General features: G+C 71.1%; 19 protein-coding genes. 5 read left to right on the top strand and 14 right to left on the bottom strand.

Annotation, left to right across the window (positions count from 1 at the left end):
• Positions 1 to 39 precede the first annotated feature (39 nt).
• Genes AC1DXT_RS01455 through AC1DXT_RS01440 form a run of 4 tightly spaced genes read right to left on the bottom strand, consistent with a single transcriptional unit; the run spans position 40 to position 2482 of the window.
• The gene (locus AC1DXT_RS01455; RefSeq protein ID WP_477060790.1) at positions 40 to 675 is read right to left on the bottom strand and encodes an aminodeoxychorismate/anthranilate synthase component II; all 636 of its coding nucleotides are present in this window, start codon (positions 673 to 675) and stop codon (positions 40 to 42) included.
• A 1-nt stretch (position 676) separates the two neighbouring features.
• Positions 677 to 835: a hypothetical protein gene (locus AC1DXT_RS01450; protein ID WP_477059603.1), complete on the bottom strand. Its 159-nt coding sequence runs from the start codon at positions 833 to 835 to the stop codon at positions 677 to 679.
• 31 nt (positions 836 to 866) lie between these two features.
• Positions 867 to 1670 (bottom strand): class E sortase, encoded by an 804-nt coding sequence (locus AC1DXT_RS01445; RefSeq protein ID WP_477059602.1) that lies wholly within the window; start codon positions 1668 to 1670, stop codon positions 867 to 869.
• Positions 1667 to 2482: a DUF881 domain-containing protein gene (locus AC1DXT_RS01440; RefSeq protein ID WP_477059601.1), complete on the bottom strand. Its 816-nt coding sequence runs from the start codon at positions 2480 to 2482 to the stop codon at positions 1667 to 1669. Before AC1DXT_RS01440 ends, AC1DXT_RS01445 begins: the two co-directional genes overlap by 4 nt.
• Positions 2483 to 2673: 191 nt before the next feature.
• Here AC1DXT_RS01440 and AC1DXT_RS01435 point away from each other — a divergent pair, with 191 nt between their 5' ends.
• On the top strand, positions 2674 to 2922 hold the full coding sequence (locus tag AC1DXT_RS01435; protein WP_477059600.1) for a cell division protein CrgA: 249 nt from the start codon (positions 2674 to 2676) through the stop codon (positions 2920 to 2922).
• A gap of 279 nt (positions 2923 to 3201) precedes the next feature.
• Here the strand turns inward: AC1DXT_RS01435 and AC1DXT_RS01430 are convergent, their stop codons facing one another.
• Positions 3202 to 3996 (bottom strand): rhomboid family intramembrane serine protease, encoded by a 795-nt coding sequence (locus AC1DXT_RS01430; RefSeq protein ID WP_477059599.1) that lies wholly within the window; start codon positions 3994 to 3996, stop codon positions 3202 to 3204.
• 73 nt (positions 3997 to 4069) lie between these two features.
• Entirely contained in the window at positions 4070 to 4609 is a 540-nt protein-coding gene (locus tag AC1DXT_RS01425) for a peptidylprolyl isomerase (protein WP_477059598.1), read from the bottom strand.
• 140 nt (positions 4610 to 4749) lie between these two features.
• Here AC1DXT_RS01425 and AC1DXT_RS01420 point away from each other — a divergent pair, with 140 nt between their 5' ends.
• Both AC1DXT_RS01420 and AC1DXT_RS01415 read left to right on the top strand, forming a co-directional pair.
• Positions 4750 to 5724, top strand: coding sequence for a hypothetical protein (locus AC1DXT_RS01420; protein ID WP_477059597.1), 975 nt, complete (start codon positions 4750 to 4752; stop codon positions 5722 to 5724).
• Positions 5725 to 5927: 203 nt separating this feature from the next.
• Positions 5928 to 9086: a glycoside hydrolase family 9 protein gene (locus AC1DXT_RS01415; RefSeq protein WP_477059596.1), complete on the top strand. Its 3159-nt coding sequence runs from the start codon at positions 5928 to 5930 to the stop codon at positions 9084 to 9086.
• A 69-nt stretch (positions 9087 to 9155) separates the two neighbouring features.
• Here the strand turns inward: AC1DXT_RS01415 and hisF are convergent, their stop codons facing one another.
• Genes hisF through AC1DXT_RS01390 form a run of 5 tightly spaced genes read right to left on the bottom strand, consistent with a single transcriptional unit; the run spans position 9156 to position 13195 of the window.
• Positions 9156 to 9953: an imidazole glycerol phosphate synthase subunit HisF gene (hisF, locus tag AC1DXT_RS01410; protein WP_477059595.1), complete on the bottom strand. Its 798-nt coding sequence runs from the start codon at positions 9951 to 9953 to the stop codon at positions 9156 to 9158.
• Positions 9943 to 10578 (bottom strand): imidazole glycerol phosphate synthase subunit HisH, encoded by a 636-nt coding sequence (gene hisH, locus AC1DXT_RS01405; RefSeq protein WP_477059594.1) that lies wholly within the window; start codon positions 10576 to 10578, stop codon positions 9943 to 9945. Before hisH ends, hisF begins: the two co-directional genes overlap by 11 nt.
• A 42-nt stretch (positions 10579 to 10620) precedes the next feature.
• The gene (locus tag AC1DXT_RS01400; RefSeq protein WP_477059593.1) at positions 10621 to 11439 is read right to left on the bottom strand and encodes an ABC transporter permease; all 819 of its coding nucleotides are present in this window, start codon (positions 11437 to 11439) and stop codon (positions 10621 to 10623) included.
• Positions 11436 to 12272 carry an ABC transporter permease gene (locus AC1DXT_RS01395; protein ID WP_477059592.1) on the bottom strand — a complete coding sequence of 279 codons (837 nt, stop codon included), beginning with the start codon at positions 12270 to 12272 and terminating at the stop codon, positions 11436 to 11438. The genes AC1DXT_RS01400 and AC1DXT_RS01395 overlap by 4 nt, the downstream gene beginning before the upstream one ends.
• Positions 12269 to 13195 carry an ABC transporter ATP-binding protein gene (locus AC1DXT_RS01390; RefSeq protein ID WP_477059591.1) on the bottom strand — a complete coding sequence of 309 codons (927 nt, stop codon included), beginning with the start codon at positions 13193 to 13195 and terminating at the stop codon, positions 12269 to 12271. Before AC1DXT_RS01390 ends, AC1DXT_RS01395 begins: the two co-directional genes overlap by 4 nt.
• An 84-nt stretch (positions 13196 to 13279) precedes the next feature.
• Between AC1DXT_RS01390 and AC1DXT_RS01385 the strand changes: the two genes are divergently transcribed.
• Positions 13280 to 13927, top strand: coding sequence for a GNAT family N-acetyltransferase (locus AC1DXT_RS01385; RefSeq protein WP_477059590.1), 648 nt, complete (start codon positions 13280 to 13282; stop codon positions 13925 to 13927).
• Between the two features lies 1 nt (position 13928).
• Here the strand turns inward: AC1DXT_RS01385 and AC1DXT_RS01380 are convergent, their stop codons facing one another.
• Together AC1DXT_RS01380 and AC1DXT_RS01375 are read right to left on the bottom strand one after the other, a co-directional pair.
• A complete protein-coding gene (locus AC1DXT_RS01380; protein ID WP_477059589.1) occupies positions 13929 to 14576 on the bottom strand; it encodes a response regulator in 648 nt (215 codons plus the stop codon).
• Positions 14573 to 15784, bottom strand: a complete 1212-nt coding sequence (locus tag AC1DXT_RS01375; RefSeq protein WP_477059588.1) for a sensor histidine kinase — start codon at positions 15782 to 15784, stop codon at positions 14573 to 14575. Before AC1DXT_RS01375 ends, AC1DXT_RS01380 begins: the two co-directional genes overlap by 4 nt.
• A 116-nt stretch (positions 15785 to 15900) precedes the next feature.
• Here AC1DXT_RS01375 and AC1DXT_RS01370 point away from each other — a divergent pair, with 116 nt between their 5' ends.
• Positions 15901 to 16242: a hypothetical protein gene (locus AC1DXT_RS01370; RefSeq protein ID WP_477059587.1), complete on the top strand. Its 342-nt coding sequence runs from the start codon at positions 15901 to 15903 to the stop codon at positions 16240 to 16242.
• A gap of 15 nt (positions 16243 to 16257) precedes the next feature.
• Here the strand turns inward: AC1DXT_RS01370 and AC1DXT_RS01365 are convergent, their stop codons facing one another.
• Positions 16258 to 16905 carry a GyrI-like domain-containing protein gene (locus tag AC1DXT_RS01365; RefSeq protein ID WP_477059586.1) on the bottom strand — a complete coding sequence of 216 codons (648 nt, stop codon included), beginning with the start codon at positions 16903 to 16905 and terminating at the stop codon, positions 16258 to 16260.
• Positions 16906 to 16908 lie beyond the last annotated feature (3 nt).

The following is a 16908-nucleotide window of genomic DNA, read 5'->3' as shown; positions in this document are numbered from 1 at the left end:
AAGGGGCCGTCCCGGTCGGGGCGGCCCCTTCGTCGTGCGTCAGAGGCGGACGAGCGGGTGCAGCCCCTCGGAGCGCGCCACGGCCTGGTCGTCGCCGCAGATCTCGAGCCAGTTGGCCAGCAGCCGGTGACCGCCCTCGGTGAGCACGGACTCGGGGTGGAACTGCACCCCGTGCAGGGGCAGCGACACGTGCTGGAGACCCATGATGATCTGTCGCCCGTCGCCTGCGACGACCGCCGTGACCTCCAGCTCGTCCGACACCGTGTCGTTCACCACCGCCAGCGAGTGGTACCGCGTGGCGGTGAACGGGTCGGGCAGCCCGGCCAGCACCCCCTCGCCCTTGTGCTCCACCTGGCTGGTCTTGCCGTGCATGAGCTCGGGCGCATGCGTGACGGTCCCGCCGAACACCTCGCCGAGCGCCTGGTGACCGAGGCAGACACCCAGCATCGGCAGACCGGCGTCGGCGCAGTCGCGGATCACCTGCATGCTCTGGCCGGCGTCGGCGGGGGTGCCGGGTCCGGGGCTCACCAGGACGCCGTCGAAGCCCGTGCGCTCCTCGACCGGCGGGACCGCGTCGTTGCGGACCACGACCGTCTCGGCGCCCAGCTGGTTGAGGTAGCCGACGATCGTGTAGACGAACGAGTCGTAGTTGTCGATCACCAGGATCCGCGTCACGTCACTCACCCACAGTCGTCTCGTTGAAGGGCATGAAGGGCGCGATCGCCGGGAAGACCCACAGGAAGCAGGCGGTCAGGACCGCGAGCGCGGCGACCGTGAGGATCAGCACGCGCACCGCGGCGGGTCCGGGCAGCCGGTGCCACAGCCATCCGTACATCAGCGCCCTCCGTCCCGCTCGCAGGTGACCATCATGCGCCACCGAGCAGCTCGGCCGGGATCCCGTCCGACGTCGGCGCCCAGTAGTCGAGCACCCCGTGGACGATGAACCGCTCCCGCGCCGAGAACATCGGGTGGCAGGTGGTGAGCGTGATCATGCGCTCGGTGGGAGCCGCGCCGGGGTCGCCGGGCACGGGGGCGATCACCGAGACCTCGGACGGCAGGACGATCTGCGTCGACGTGACCCGGTAGACGTACCAGACGTTGTCGGTGGTCCGGATGACCAGCGGGTCACCCACCTGGAGCTCTTCGACCCGGTTGAACGGCTTGGCGTAGGTGGTCCGGTGGCCGGCCACCGCGAAGTTCCCGAGCCCTCCGGGCATCGCCGTGCCTTCGTAGTGCCCGGCGCCGAGCACGTCGAGCACCGTCGCACGGTCCGTCCCCTGGCTGATCGGGCGCTCGGGCTCGCCCACCCACCGCGGCACCTGGATGGTCGCGAAGGTCGTCGCGTGCGGCGGCTCGGCCATCACCGGCGGCTCGTCGCGCCGCGGCGGGGCGATGACCGGTCCCGCGGGTGCTCCGGCGCTCGGTGTCGCGGTCGGCACCGGCTCGAACGGGAGCTCGCGCACGATCTCGGCCTGCGCGCGGTTGCCGACGACGTCGGTCCACCAGAGCTGCCACACCAGGAACGCGAACAGCAGCACGCCGAGCGTGATGAGGATCTCGCCTATGACGCCGACGATCCCGTAGACCCTGTGCCGGACCCGGTGGGCCGCGACCTTCTTCTGGCGCTCCCGCCTCGTGTCAGGAGGGGGCTCCGTCGTCGTCCCGGTCATCCGTCGGCACCGGGGCTTGCGCGGTTCTCCGCCTCCGCCTCGGCCTCCTCGAGCCCGGGCAGGATCTCGACACCGTCAGGGACGCTCGCGGACGTCAGCTCGGTCGCGCCCGAGTAGGCCCCGAGCGAGAGTGGCTCCTCCGCGTCGGTGACCGACCAGCCGAGCCCGACGTCGGCGGCGTCGCGCAGGTACGACTGCACGGCGGGCGAGGCGAGGAGCGCGCGGCGCAGCTCCGTCGGGTCGCCGATGGCGCGCACCACGTACGGCGGGGAGTACAGGCGCCCGTGCAGCTTGAGCACGTTCCCGACGCACTGGAACGCGCTCGTGGAGATCACCCGCTGGTCCATGAGCTCCATGGCCTCGGCGCCCCCGGCCCACAGCGCGTTCATCACGGCCTGCAGGTCCTGCTGGTGCACCACGAGCACGTCGGGGCTCACCTCGTCGCGCCGCGGCGAGTCGGTGGGCGCGTCCTCGAGCTGCACCGTGACTCCCGGGCCGACGACGGGCACCAGGCCCCCCTCGACCACGTACCCGGCGCTGGGGCTGCCGGGAGGGGTCCCGCCCGCGGCGTTCTCGCTCGTCGTCAGGTCGTCCACGTCGGCGCGCAGGCCGTCGACCTCGGTGGAGAGCCGCGCGACGCGGTCCGTCTCCACCTGCACGAGCTCCCGCAGGTCCTGCGGGTGACGCTCGCCTGAGGCCCGCGCGAACTTCGCGTTGGCCGCGAACAGCGCCCCCGACAGCGCAAGCACCAGGGCGACCGACAGCGTCCCGCGCGCGAGGAAGCGACGCGCGCGGTGCGGGTGGTCGGTCACGGACGGCTCCTCGGGCGGTGCATCACGACGGGCACAGTTCGGGTGGGCACTACGCTAGGTCACGATGCGACGGGTCCGTGACGACGCGGCCTCGGCGCATCATCGACGAACGCCCATTTTCGACCACGCCGTTTCCCGCGTGGTCTCCCGTGGCCCGTGGGCCGCACCGCCGCAGGACAGGAGCACCGGACGTGCCTGAGTCGAAGTCGCGCAAGAAGGCGACGTACACACCGCCGCCCGCCAAGTCGACGGGACCCAAGGTCAACGCGCCCTGGTTCCTCCCCGTGATGCTCGGGCTGATGATCCTCGGACTGATCTGGATCGTGGTCACGTACCTCACCCAGTCGCAGTACCCGATCCCTGGCATCGACCAGTGGAACCTGGCCATCGGGTTCGTCCTCATCATCGCCGGCTTCAGCATGACGACGCGCTGGCGCTGACGCTCCACACGCTCTGACCGAGGCGCCGTTCGCACCCGCGAGCGGCGCCTTCGTCGACCCCGGCGAGCGGGCGTCCGCTATGCCCGGACCCGGCGCTCGTCCCCACCCTCGTGCCACCGACGTCATCCCCAGGCCGCGGCGCTGACCTGCGGGAACGCCCGGGCTGTCCCCAGCGGTGCACAAGTCTGTGGATAACTACACGGGTGTAGTTCCACAGCTGTGGGCAACCGTGGGGACACCGGGAGAGGTGCCGGATCGTGCTGTGAGCGGGCTTGAGACTCAGTCGAACGCGCCGACGGAGGCATACGTGAGCAGCGTGGCCACGAGCAGCACCGCGACGAGCGCCACGGGCGCCGCGACGGCGACGAGCCGTCGTCGGGACGCGGGGGCGTAGGCGTACGCCGCGGCGAGCAGCCCACCGGTGACCAGCCCGCCCACGTGCGCCTGCCACGCGATGTTCGCCATGACGAACCCGAGGGCCAGGTTGATGCCGATGAGCACGAGGATGCCGCGGACGTCGCCGCCGAGCCGCTTGCTGACCACGAGGATCGCGCCGAACAGACCGAACACCGCACCGGACGCACCGACGCTCGTGACGGCCCAGCTGTCCGTCGCGGTGGCCAGCAGGACCGACCCGACGGAACCGCCGATCGCGGACACCAGGTAGAGCGTGATGTACCGGGCCCGGCCGAGCGTGTTCTCGAGCGTGGGCCCGACGAACCACAGGGCCACCATGTTGAACACGATGTGCAGGTACTGGCCGGGGGAGTGCAGGAACGCCGCGGTGAGGAATCGCCACGGCTCGTAGAACCCGAGGATCGGCGAGAACAGCCAGCGGCCGGTCCACGACGGCAGGACCAGCTGCAGGACGAAGCTGACCACGCACAGGCCGATGAGGGTGAGCGTGACGACGGGCCGGCCGTCGTGCCGCACCCCGCCGAGCGCGGTGCGGGTGCTCGGCACGGCACGGGCCGCCTCGGCCACGCAGTCGACGCAGTGCACGCCGACCGCGGCCTGGCGCTGGCACTCCGGGCAGGTGGGCCGGCCGCACCGCTGGCACCGCACGTACGACACCCGGTCGGGGTGCCGAGGGCAGACCGGCGGCGCGACCGGCGCGCCCGGCTGGGAGGACTCGCTGATGGTGGTCTCAGTCCTCGATGGTGATCGAGTTGATGACGATGTCCTCGACGGGACGGTCACCCGGGCGGACACGCGTCTTCTCGATGGCGTCGACCACGGCACGGCTCTCGTCGTCGGCGACCTTGCCGAAGATCGTGTGCTTGCCGTTGAGCCACTCGGTGGGCGCCACCGAGATGAAGAACTGCGAGCCGTTGGTGCCGCCGACCTTGCCGGTGGTCGGGTCCAGACGCTTGCCGGCGTTGGCCATGGCGAGCAGGTAGGGCTCGTTGAACGACAGCTCGGGGTGGATCTCGTCGTCGAACGTGAAGCCGGGGCCTCCGCGGCCGGTGCCCAGCGGGTCGCCGCCCTGGATCATGAACCCGGAGATCACGCGGTGGAAGACGACCCCGTTGTACAGGGGGTCGGTGCGCTCCTCGCCGGTGGTCGGGTCCGTCCAGGGGGTCGTTCCCGTGGCCAGCCCCGTGAAGTTCTGCACCGTGCGGGGCGCGTGGTTGGGGTAGAGCTCGATCCGGATGTCTCCGGCGGTCGTGTGCAGAGTCGCAAACATGCGAGAAGTCTCGCACGCGACCCTGCTGAGGACCTGGAGACGAGCGGTCGCGCAGGCCACGGGCCGAATACCACCCTGCACGGGTGCGCTCACGGTGGCAGAGTGGGACGCCAGTACAGCCGACGAGCCGGGAGCCGAGAATGCCGTTCACGAAGAGCCCGAAGATCGACGTCGATACCGAGAAGCTGAAGGACCAGGCAGCCGACCTGGGCGCCACGCTGGCCGACGCCGCGAGGAGCGCCAAGGAGACCGCCGGGACCGCGGCGTCCAAGGCCGGAGACGCCGCCGCCCAGGCGAAGGACTGGACGACCCCGCGGGTCGAGGCGGCCATCGACTGGCTGCTGCCCCGCGTCGAGCACCTGTACAAGGAGAGCGTCAAGGCGGCCGCTCCCAAGGTGGAGAGCGCGGCCCTGAAGGCGTCGCCGGCCATCGACAGCGCGCACGACAAGCTGGTGGACGACCTGCTGCCCAAGCTCGTCGCGGCCATGAACGACGCCGCGGTCAAGGCGGGCGCTGCGGTCGAGCACGCTGCCGACTCCGCCGCGACCCGGGGCAAGGGCAGGGCCGCGGCGCTGGCTGCGGCAGCCGAGGCGGCCTCGGCCAAGAAGAAGCACACCGGCGCCAAGGTGTTCTGGCTGCTCGCCGCCCTGATCGGCATCGGCGCGGGAGTCGCCGCGTGGACCCGGTCGCGGTCCAGCGTGGACCCGTGGGCCGAGCCGTGGGAGCCGACGGACACCGGTTCGGCGCACACGCGCGTGGGCGATGCCGCGGACGCCGTGGGCGAGGCTGCCGGCAGCGCCGTCGCCAAGGGCCGCGACGCCACCCGCAAGGCGGCGGAGAAGGTCACCGCCGCCACGGAGAGCCTCACCGAGAAGGTGGTGGAGGCCAAGGACGACCTGACCGAGAAGGTCTCCGAGGCCACGGACGCCGCCAAGGAGAAGGTCGCCGGCGCGACGGAGGCGGCCAAGAAGGCCACCACGCGCCGGACGGCCAAGCCGGCCGACGCCACGGCGCCGGTGGTGGTCGACACCGACACGCCGCCCGCGGCGGAGCCGGTGATCGACTCCCCGCCGGACCCCGTCAAGAACCTCGACGAGGGCGACCGCCCGCTCTGACGCCTTCCGACCCGCACGGCCCCCGGTCCTCACGGACCGGGGGCCGTCGTCGTGGTGCCTAAACGTTTTGGCCGTTGACCCTCGTCCGGCCGCCTGAGGACGATGCGCGAGGCGCGTCGTGCCGGGGCCGCACCTAGGCGACGCCGGGGCCTCCCGCCGACCCCGCTGAGTCGACCGTCCCCAGTGCCGTGGAAGAGGACCCCATGCACCGCCCCAGAACCCGTGGTCGCGTCGCGATCGCGTGCACGACCGCCCTGACCGTCGCCGCCGGCCTGCTCGTCGCTCCGCTCGCCGGCGCCGCGACCGCCGCCGACCCGGCGTACAACTACGCCGAGGCCCTCCAGAAGTCGATGTTCTTCTACGAGGCGCAGCGTGCGGGCGACCTGCCGGCCGACAACCGCGTGAGCTGGCGGGGGGACTCGGCGCTGACCGACGGTGCCGACGTGGGCAAGGACCTCACGGGCGGCTGGTACGACGCGGGCGACCACGTGAAGTTCGGGCTCCCGATGGCGTTCAGCTCGACCATGCTCGCGTGGGGCGCCATCGCCGCCCCCGCCGGCTACACCAAGGCCGGGCAGCTGGACGAGCTCAAGAGCAACCTGCGCTGGGTCAACGACTACTTCATCAAGGCGCACACCGCGCCCAACGAGCTGTATGTGCAGGTGGGCGACGGCGAGGCGGACCACAAGTGGTGGGGCCCCGCCGAGGTCATGACGATGGCGCGTCCGTCGCACAAGATCAGCGCCTCGTGCCCGGGATCGGACGTCGCGGGCGAGACCGCGGCGTCGCTGGCGTCGGCCGCGATCGTCTTCAAGACCGACGACCCGGCGTACTCCGCCACGCTCCTGTCGCACGCCAAGCAGCTCTACGCGTTCGCGGACACCTACCGCGGCAAGTACTCCGACTGCGTGACGGCTGCGGCGGCGTACTACAAGTCGTGGTCGGGCTACCAGGACGAGCTCGTCTGGGGCGCCTACTGGCTCTACAAGGCGACCGGTGACGCCACCTACCTGGCCAAGGCGGAGGCGGAGTACACCAAGCTGAGCGTCGAGAACCAGACGACGACCCGGTCGTACAAGTGGACCGTCGCGTGGGACGACAAGGCCTACGCGATGTACCCGCTGCTGGCCATGGAGACCGGCAAGCAGCAGTACGTCGACGACGCCAACCGGTGGCTGGACTACTGGACCGTGGGCGTGAACGGCCAGCGGATCCCGTACTCGCCCGGTGGCCAGGCCGTCCTCGACTCGTGGGGCTCGCTGCGGTACGCGGCGAACACGTCGTTCGTCGCGCTGGTCTACTCCGACTGGCTGCCCGACGCCACGCGCAAGGCCCGGTACCACGACTTCGGCGTGCGCCAGATCAACTACGCGCTCGGCGACAACCCCCGCAAGAGCAGCTACGTGGTCGGCTTCGGCGCCAACCCGCCGCAGAACCCGCACCACCGCACCGCGCACGGCTCGTGGCTCGACTCGCTGACCGCACCGACCGCGACGCGGCACGTCCTGTACGGCGCACTCGTCGGCGGACCCAGCGGCGCCAACGACGCGTACACCGACCTGCGGTCCGACTACACCGCCAACGAGGTGGCCACCGACTACAACGCCGGCTTCTCGAGCGCGCTCGCGCGGCTGACGCAGGAGTACGGCGGCACCCCGCTGGCCGGCTTCCCCGTGGCGGAGCAGCCGGACGGCGACGAGATCTTTGTCGAGGCCATGCTCAACCAGCCTCCCGGTGGCACGTTCACCGAGGTCAAGGCCATGATCCGCAACCAGTCGGCCTTCCCCGCCCGGGCGCTCAAGAACGGCACCCTGCGGTACTGGTTCACCCTCGACGCCGGCGACTCGGCGGCGAACCTCACGCTCTCGGCCAACTACAGCGAGTGCGGCCCGCAGACCGCGAAGCCAGTGAGCGCGGGCGGCACGCTCTACTACGCCGAGCTCAGCTGCGTCGGTCAGAACATCCACCCCGGCGGCCAGTCGCAGCACCGCCGCGAGCTGCAGTTCCGGGTGACCGGTGGTTCCACGTGGAACGCGACCAACGACCCCTCGTTCGCGGCCCTCACCACCACTGCCCTGGCCAAGACGAAGGCGATCACGCTCTACGACGGCGGCCGGCTCATCTGGGGCACCGAGCCCACCGGGACGGTCACCGACACGACCGCGCCGACCGTGCCGGGCACACCGGCCGCGTCCGGCATCACGTCGACCGGCGCCTCGCTCGGCTGGACGGCCTCGACCGACGCCGGCAGCGGCGTGGCGGGCTACGACGTGTACCGGGTCCAGGGCACCACCTCGACCCTGGTCGCCTCGACGACCAGCACGTCGACGGTCCTTTCCGGCCTCACGCCGAGCACCGCGTACTCGTACGCCGTGCGGGCCAAGGACGTCGCGGGCAACGTGTCCGCCGCCTCCGCGGTCGGCACGTTCACGACGGCCGACCCGCCCGTCGAGGTCCAGCCGCCAGGAGCGCCCGGGACGCCGGTCGCGTCCGCGGTCACCGCGACGGGGGCCACCCTCACCTGGACCGCGGGCATCCCGGGGACGTACGCCCTGGCGGGGTACGACGTGTACCGGATCAGCGGGTCCACGTCGGCGCTCGTGGGCTCGACCACCGGGACCACGTTCGGGCTCACCGGTCTGACCGCCGGGGCTGCCTACACGTACGCGGTGCGGGCCAAGGACGTCGCCGGGAACGTGTCGGTCGCGTCCTCGTCCGTCACGTTCACCACCACGGCCGCGACAGACACCACCGCCCCGACCGTGCCCGGCACGCCGGTCGCCTCGGCGGTCACCCAGACCGGCGCCACCCTCGCCTGGGCGGCGTCGACCGACACCGGGAGCAGCGGTCTGGCCGGGTACGACGTGTACCGGGTCCAGGGATCGTCCTCGACCCTGGTGGCCTCGACCACCGCCGCATCGACGACGCTCGCCGGACTCACCGCGAGCACCGCGTACACCTACGCGGTGCGGGCCAAGGACGGCGCCGGCAACACGTCGGCGACCAGCCCGTCGGTGACCTTCACGACCCTGCCGACGACGACCGGCAGCAGCTGCGCCGTGGCGTACTCCGCCAACAGCTGGAACGTCGGCTTCACCGGGAGCGTCAAGGTCACCAACACGTCGACCACCCCGCTGACCTGGACCCTCGGGTTCACGTTCCCCTCCGGTCAGAAGGTGACGCAGGGGTGGAGCGCGACGTGGACCCAGACCGGGTCCGCCGTGACGGCCACGGGCCTCGGGTGGAACGCCACCCTCGCGCCCGGTGCCAGCACGGACATCGGGTTCAACGGGTCGCACACCGGTACCAACACGGCCCCGACCGCCTTCACGGTGAACGGGGTGGCCTGCACGGTCTCCTGACCTGCGGGACGACGACGGGCGCTCACCTCGCTGACCGGGGTGGGCGCCCGTCGGCGTTGCCTGCGGCGCTCAGTCCGCGCTGTGCACCGGGCGGACGTGCTCGCCCATCTCGGCCAGCTGCGCCTTCATCTCGCCGACCGTCAGGGTGTGCGCGACCCGCGGGGAGTAGAGCATCGAGCTTGTGATCGCGCCCGTGGCGCCGATCCGGAACGCGTCCGCCACGTGGCTGACCAGCCCGGCCCCACCCGAGGCGATGACCGGCAGCGACACGGCCTCGGTGATCCGCTGCGTGATGTCCAGGTCGTACCCGGAGCCCGTGCCGTCGCGGTCGATGCTGTTCACCACGATCTCGCCGGCGCCCAGGTCCTGCCCTCGCTTGGCCCACTCGACCGCGTCCATGCCGGTGTAGGTGCGGGCGCCGTCGATGGCGATCTCGTACCCGCTGGGGATCGTCGCCGTCGGCTCCACGCGCTTGACCTGCATGCTCAGCACGATGCACTGGCGGCCGAACTCGACCGACCCCTGCGTGATGATCTGCGGGTTGCGCACCGCCATCGAGTCGATGCTGATCTTCTCCGCGCCGGCCCGGAGCACCTCGTGCATGTCCTCGAGGTGCCGGATCCCGCCGCCGACCGTGAGGGGCACGAACGTGCGGTGCGCTGCCTTGCGGACCATGGCCAGGTCGATCTGGCGCTTCTGGGCGCTGGCCATGATGTCGTAGATGACGATCTCGTCGACGTCCTCGTGGTACAGCCGGTCGGCCAGCTCGGCCGGGTCCCCCACGTCGATGTTGTCCTGGAACTGCTGGGCCTTGGTGACGCGGCCGTCCTTCACGTCGAAGCAGGCGATCAGCCGGTTAGCGAGCATCGAGATCCTTCACCTCGTTCATGTCGAGATCGCAGAACGCCTTGAGCACCTGCAGGCCGGCGCGCGCGCTCTTCTCGGTGTGGAACTGCGTCGCCATGATGTTCTTGTAGGCCACGGAGGCAGCGAATTCCTGGCCGTAGGTGGTGACGCCCACGAGGGTGGAATCGTCCGTCGGCTTCGCGTAGAAGGAATTCACGAAGTAATAGAACCCGCCCGGCGTGAATGCCCGCGAGAACGGGTGGTCCCCGCGGACGTCGACATTGTTCCAGCCCATGTGCGGGACCCGGACCTGGGACCTGTCGAACTCGTGCACCGACCCCTTGAGCCAGCCGAGGCACTCGACGTCGCCCTCGTCCGAGTGCTCGAACAGCACCTGCAGCCCGACGCAGACCCCGAGAAAGCCCTGACCATCGGCCAGAACCTTCTCCGACAGGTGGTCGATCCAGCCCTCCTGGGCCAATGACTCCATGGTCACGCCGGCCGCCCCGACCCCGGGGAGGATGTACCTGTCGACCTCGTCGCACTCGCCGGGCTTGGCCACCAGCGCGTGGGGGACACCGAGGTGCTCGAGCGCATAAGAAATGCTCTGCGAATTACCGGTGCGGTAGTCGATGATCCCGATCACTTGCCCAATCCTACACCGGACGCCTGTCTCATATGTCGGACGTCAGTCGAGGAACAGGGCCTTCAACCGCACGGTCGTGAACACCAGCCCGAGTCCGATCATGACCACGAAGTACGCCACGTGCGTGAGCATCGAGCCGTCGACCACCCCGAGCGTCAGCCCGCGCACCAGCTCCACCGCGTGCCACAGCGGGAGCGCCTTGATGAGCCCCTGGATCCAGCCCGGGTAGACCGTGATGGGGTAGAAGGTGGCCGAGAACAGGAACATCGGGAGCATCACGAAGTTGATCCAGTCCATCTGCTGGAAGGTCTTCATGTAGCTGGTCACGGCCATCCCGACGCTGGCGAACCCGAACGCGACGAGCAGCACGGCCGGCAGTGCGAGCGCCGCCGACCAGGCCAGGTTCAGGCCCATGACCTGCATGACCGTCAGGAATCCGAAGGCGTAGACGCCTCCGCGCAGGAGCGCGTAGGTGATCTCGCCGAACGCCACGTCGAGCGGACCGAGCGACGTCGCCAGCATCGCGTCGTACAGCTTGCCGAAGTGCATCTTGAAGAACACGTTCCACGTCGAGTCGTAGACCGCGCCGTTCATGGCGGACACCGCCAGCAGGGCCGGCGCGATGAAGGCCGCGTACGGCACCGAGGTCCCGTCGGGGAGCTCGACGTCGCCGATGAACGAGCCAAGCCCGAGGCCCATGGCGAGCAGGAAGAAGACCGGCTCGAAGAAGCCGGAGAGCACGATGATCCCGCTGGAGCTCTTGGTCGCCCTGAGGCCGCGCGCGACGACGGACCGCGCGTTGCGCGCGTACAGCGAGCTGATGGCGCTGCGGGTGGGCTCGTGGGTGGTCGTCGTCGTCATCCTGCTCGGAGCCTCCTCACGAAGGCCCGCCGGGCCATGACCCAGCCGGTGGCGGCGAGCACGAGCAGCACGGCCAGGTGCACCCACACGGGCCACGCGCCCGGCGGCGAGCCGTAGGACAGCGACCGCCCGATCTCGCTCGCGTGCCACAGCGGCGACACCCAGCCGATCCACTGCAGCCACACGGGCAGGGTGGTCAGCGGGAAGAACGTGCCGGAGAACAGGAACAGGGGCGTGAAGACGAACCGCTGCACCAGGGCGAACTGCCCCTTGTCCTCCGTCAGGCCCGCGGAGAACGCCATGACCGGCAGGCCGAACGCCAGACCCGCCAGCACGCCGACCAGGGGCATGAGCGCGCCGGTGACCGGATCGCCCACGGCCCCGAACGCGACGATCAGCAGGTAGTAGATGGTCGTGGTGAACAGCATGCGCAGGACGACCGACAGGACCAGCCCGGCGGCGATCTGCGGGGGTGCGATCGGCGAGGCGTTCATGCCCCAGAAGATCCGTCGCCACTTGAACCCGGCCATGATCACGAAGGTGAACTCGTCCATGGCCACGGTGACCGCGGCGGTCGCCAGGAGCGCCGGCGCGACGAACCACACGTAGTCCACGAGCCCGTCCGCGCCGGACGCGATCGGCTGGTCGAGGAACGCGGCCAGGCCCAGTCCGATGCCGAGCAGGTACAGCAAGGGGTTGCCGACGCTGCCGACCACGATGGTCCAGCCGTACGCCTTCATGCCGCGCAGCTGGTGCTCGGCGATGTACCAGGCCCCGAACCGCCGGGGCCTGACCGCGGCCTCGACCGCGGCGTCGGTGACTGTGGTGGTCATTCGATCAGGCTCCGCCCTGTGAGCCGCAGGAACACGTCCTCCAGGCTCGAGCGTCGCACGAGGGACGTGGTCGGGTGCAGACCCAGGTCGGTCACCCGCTCGAGCACCGCCTCGCCGTCGTCGGCGTACAGCAGCACCCGGTCCGGGAGCACCTCGATCCGCTCGACCAGACCGGCCATCCGCACGGCGGCCTCCGCGTTGCGGTCGGACCCGAAGCGCAGCTCGACCACCTCCCGCGTCGAGTACTGCCGGATCAGGGACGACGGGCTGCCCTCCGCCATGATCCGGCCCTTGTCCACCACCACCAGCCGGTCGCAGAGCTGCTCGGCCTCGTCCATGTAGTGCGTGGTGAGCACCAGGGTGGTGCCGCGCTCCTTCAGTCGGAACAACCGGTCCCAGAGCACGTGGCGCGCCTGCGGGTCGAGGCCGGTGGTCGGCTCGTCGAGCATGAGGATGCGCGGCTCGTTGATGAGCGCGCGGGCGATGGTCAGCCGGCGCTTCATGCCGCCCGACAGGTCGTCGACCTTGGCGTTCCGCTTCTCCTCCAGCTGCGCGAAGCCCAGCAGCTCGTCGGCCCGCGACGCGCACACCGCCCGCGGGATCCCGAAGTAGCGGCCGTACACGATGAGGTTGTCGCGCACCCGCAGCTCGGTGTCGAGGTTGTCCTCCTGCGGCACGACGCCCAGCAGCGAGCGGATCTCCGGCCCGTGCGTGTCGGGGTCGAGTCCGAGGACCGTCAGGTCGCCGGCCGTGCGCGACGACACGGCGCCGACCATCCGCATGGTGGTCGACTTGCCCGCTCCGTTGGGGCCCAGCAGGCCGAACGACTCGCCCGGGGGGACCTCGAAGTCGATGCCGTCGACGGCGGTGAAGTCGCCGAAGCGCTTGGTCAGGCCGTGGGCGGCGATCACGGGAGCGGTCACAGCGGACCAACCTAGACGAGCGGACCCACACGAGCCGAGTGCTTTCAGGTTGACCGGGGCAGCGGAGCGGGGAAGCCTGCGGCCATGGACGACCTCTGGCCGATCTCCGGGCTCCGTGTCCGCAGCGGCGACCTCGAGCTGCGGTACATGGACGACGAGCACCTGGCGGCGCTCGCGCGGCTCGCCGGCGAAGGCGTGCACGCGCCCGACGCGATGCCGTTCATGGTGCCGTGGACGCGCGGGACCCCGACCGAGGTGGCTCGGAGCGTCCTCGCGTACCAGTGGGGTGCGCGAGGAACCGTGTCGCCGGCGAAGTGGAACCTCGAGCTCGCGGTCGTGCGGGGCGGTGAGGTGGTCGGCACCCAGGCGGTGATGGCGAGCGAGTTCCTGGTCACCCGGACGGCGGAGACCGGTTCGTGGCTGGGTCGGCGCCACCAGGGCCAGGGCGTCGGCACCCGGATGCGGCTGATGATCCTGCACCTGCTGTTCGAGGGCTTCGACGGTGTGCGGGCGACCACCAGCGCGTTCGACGACAACGGCCCCTCGAACGGGGTCACCCGGCGGATCGGCTACGTCGAGAACGGCATCGAGATCGTTGCTCGCGAAGGTCAGCCCGCGGTCAGCCGGCGCTATCTGCTGGACCGGGCGACATGGGAGGCGCGGCCGGAAGAGCTCCGTCCCGACGTGACGTTCCTCGGCCTCGACGCCGCCCGGGAGCAGCTCGGCCTCTGAGTCAGCGGTCCTCCGCGTCGTGCACGTACCGGGCCACCTGCACGCGGTTGGTCACCTCGAGCTTGGTGAACAGGCTGCCCACGTGCGTCTTCACCGTGGCCACCCCCAGGTGCAGCGACCGGGCGATCTCGGTGTTGGTCAGCCCGCTGCTCACCGCGTCCGCGACCTCCCGCTCCCGGTCGGTGAGTCGCGCCAGGAGCGTCCTCGCCTTGCGCCGGCGCCCGTCGTCGGCCGGGCGCGTGACTGCGGCGATCAGCTGGCTGGTGACACTGGGCGACAGCATCGGCTCGCCGAGCGCCACGCGCTGCACGGCGACGACCAGATCGGCCGGTGGGGTGTCCTTGAGCAGGAACCCGGCGGCGCCCAGCTGCAGCGCGGTGAGCACCATCTCGTCGGTGTCGAACGTGGTCAGGACGATGATCCGTGCCGTGGTGCCTCGTTCACGCAGCCGTCGGGTGGCGGCCAGGCCGTCCATCCGCGGCATCCGGATGTCCATGAGCACCACGTCGGGGAGCTCGCGCGCGACGACGTCCAGCGCCTCCTGACCGTCGGCCGCCTCACCGACCACCTCGAGGTCCGGTGCCCCGCCCAGGATCATGCGTAGACCGGCGCGCACCAGCGCGTCGTCGTCGACCACGACCACCCTCACGCCGGCCACGGCAGCCTCGCTTCCACGACGAACGCCCCGTCCGGTCCGATCCCGTGATCGAGCTCGCCCCCAGCCAGCTCGGCGCGCTCCTCCAGCCCGGCCAGCCCCACCCCGCCGCGCTGCCCGCCGGGCGGTGTCCGGACCGGGTTGCGGATCGCGATCTCGAGCTGGGCGCCGGGTCCGCCGGCCAGCCGGACGCTCACCGGCTCGCCGGGTGCGTGCTTGCGGGCATTGGTCAGGGCCTCCTGGACGATCCGGAACGACGTGCGGGACAGGGTCTGCGGCTGGGGCTCCTCGACGAGCCCGCTGGTGTCGAGGTCGACGTCGGAACCGGCCTCGCGCGCGTCGGCCAATAGCGCGGGCAGCTCCGCGAGGGTGGGCTGCGGGGGCTCGATGCCCTCGGCACCCGCGCCGGCCCGGAGGACTCCCAGCACCTGCCGGAGCTCGCTGAGGGCCAGGGCGGCGTTCGACTGGATCGTCTGCGCCGTCTCGCGCGTCTCCTCGCGGGTCAGGTCGTCGCGGTACGCCAGGGCGCCCGCGTGCAGGGCGACCAGCGAGATCCGGTGCGCGAGCACGTCGTGCATCTCCCGCGCGATCCGGGTGCGCTCGGCGTCGCGGGACCGCTCCGTGGCCAGCTCCCGCTCGCGCTCGGCCGTCGCCACCTGCTCGCGCAGCGACGCCACCAGCTCCCGCCGGGTCCCGATGTAGTAGCCGGTCGCGACGACCGCCGCGAGGTACGAGATACCCACGAGGAGCCCGACGAGCACGAGGTAGCCGCTGTTGTCCCGGTCGGGGAAGGCCGCGCGGTAGAACAGCTCGGACGCCAGTCCCGTCACGAGCGCCGTCGCACCGGCCGCGACCACCCAGCCGCGCCGGCGCCAGGTGGCCAGCGAGACCAGCGCGATCGTCGCCGCGCCGACGCTCGCCGAGGAGACGGTCGTCGCGAGGAGGATCAGCAGGGCGACCGGCAGGGGGTACCGGCGACGCAGCGCGAGCAGGCAGGTCGTCATCACGCCCAGTGCCAGGTCCACCACGAGGAGCGTCCCGGCGACGTTCTCCGCCGCCTCGGGCGAGACCGACAGGTGCTCGGCGGCGGTCACGCCCCAGGCGGCCAGCCCGACACCCGCCGCCACCAGGTACCGCCACACGCTCGACCACGTGGACAGCGCGGGCTGCGGCTGCGGCGGCAGGTCGGGGTCGAGGGCCATGACGGCAGCCTAGGCAGCGTGCGCGACGACCTCGCCCACCTTCAGGCCGGACCGCCTCCACCGTCCGGTGGACCCGGTCGCGGACGGCCCCGAGCCCGGCGCGTAGTGTCCGGATCGTGCGCTCGTCAAGGACCCCGCTGCGTGGCGCCTCGGTCACGGCTCTGCTCGTCCTGCTCGCGTCGTGCTCGCCGGTCGAGGGGCAGCGTGGGCCCCGGCCCATCGTCGCGTGGTCGGTCTCGGGAGACGTGCTCCAGCTGGTGGTCGACACGTGTCACGGCGACCCGCGGGCGACCGTCGAGGAGACCGACGACGAGGTGACCGTCACGGTCGTCTCGACGCGGCACGACCCCGGTGACGCGTGCCAGGACGTGGTCGAGGTGACGCTCAGGGAGCCGCTAGGCAGCCGGACGTTGATCGACGGGTTGTCGGGGCAGGAGCCGGAGCCCGTCGAGGGCTGAACGGGCGCGACGCCGCTACGCGTCGACGGTGGCGACCGGCTGCCGCAGGATCGTGCGCATCTTCTCGGGCGCGACCCTGCGGCGGTCGCTGAGGTAGATCTCGTGGTGCGTCCCCGTCATCCGCAGCCCACTGTCGGGGATGAACTCGTGGTGCAGCTGCGCCAGCACGGGGGCCTCGTCGTCGTAGGAGCCGACGTGCAGCGTCTGCACGCACCGGCCTTCCGACAAGGTCTCCAGCCGGACGTCGTCGAGACGCGCGGGGCGGTCCTTCTTGGCCCGGACCTGCTCGGCGGCGGCGGAGTACCGGTCATGGTCGATCCAGTCCGGGACCATCAGCAGCAGCGTCCAGTCCCACCGGGACTTGTCCCGCGCCACCGTGAACGAGTCCATGTCGTCGGCCCGCCACAGGCCCTCCAGCGGCGGCACCACGTAGTCGCGGCCGAGCTCCCGCTTGCTGGCGAACTTCAGCGTGTACGCCACCGGGTAGAGCGCGGCGACCGCCTCCGCGAACTCGGGCGCGGTGTTGGGGTCTCCGTGCCCGTCGATCATCAGGTACTGCATCTCCGGCACGTCCACGAGCCGGAACGTGCCCCGTTGCGCGCGGTAGCCGTCGAGCGTCTTCGTGAAGTCGGTCTTCTCAGACACGAGTGCCCCTGTCGACATGGT

The sequence above is a fragment of the Cellulomonas sp. P1_G12_2 genome (genome assembly GCF_056405535.1).
This window is presented reverse-complemented; position numbering and strand designations above follow the sequence as displayed.

Excerpts from the sequence above, each read along its gene's own strand:
- AC1DXT_RS01450 (WP_477059603.1), bottom strand. The coding sequence starts at position 835 with ATGTACGGATGGCTGTGGCACCGGCTGCCCGGACCCGCCGCGGTGCGC.
- AC1DXT_RS01445 (WP_477059602.1), bottom strand. The coding sequence starts at position 1,670 with ATGACCGGGACGACGACGGAGCCCCCTCCTGACACGAGGCGGGAGCGC.
- AC1DXT_RS01425 (WP_477059598.1), bottom strand. The coding sequence starts at position 4,609 with ATGTTTGCGACTCTGCACACGACCGCCGGAGACATCCGGATCGAGCTC.
- AC1DXT_RS01420 (WP_477059597.1), top strand. The coding sequence starts at position 4,750 with ATGCCGTTCACGAAGAGCCCGAAGATCGACGTCGATACCGAGAAGCTG.
- AC1DXT_RS01415 (WP_477059596.1), top strand. The coding sequence starts at position 5,928 with ATGCACCGCCCCAGAACCCGTGGTCGCGTCGCGATCGCGTGCACGACC.
- hisF (WP_477059595.1), bottom strand. The coding sequence starts at position 9,953 with ATGCTCGCTAACCGGCTGATCGCCTGCTTCGACGTGAAGGACGGCCGC.
- AC1DXT_RS01400 (WP_477059593.1), bottom strand. The coding sequence starts at position 11,439 with ATGACGACGACGACCACCCACGAGCCCACCCGCAGCGCCATCAGCTCG.
- AC1DXT_RS01395 (WP_477059592.1), bottom strand. The coding sequence starts at position 12,272 with ATGACCACCACAGTCACCGACGCCGCGGTCGAGGCCGCGGTCAGGCCC.
- AC1DXT_RS01385 (WP_477059590.1), top strand. The coding sequence starts at position 13,280 with ATGGACGACCTCTGGCCGATCTCCGGGCTCCGTGTCCGCAGCGGCGAC.
- AC1DXT_RS01375 (WP_477059588.1), bottom strand. The coding sequence starts at position 15,784 with ATGGCCCTCGACCCCGACCTGCCGCCGCAGCCGCAGCCCGCGCTGTCC.
- AC1DXT_RS01365 (WP_477059586.1), bottom strand. The coding sequence starts at position 16,905 with ATGTCGACAGGGGCACTCGTGTCTGAGAAGACCGACTTCACGAAGACG.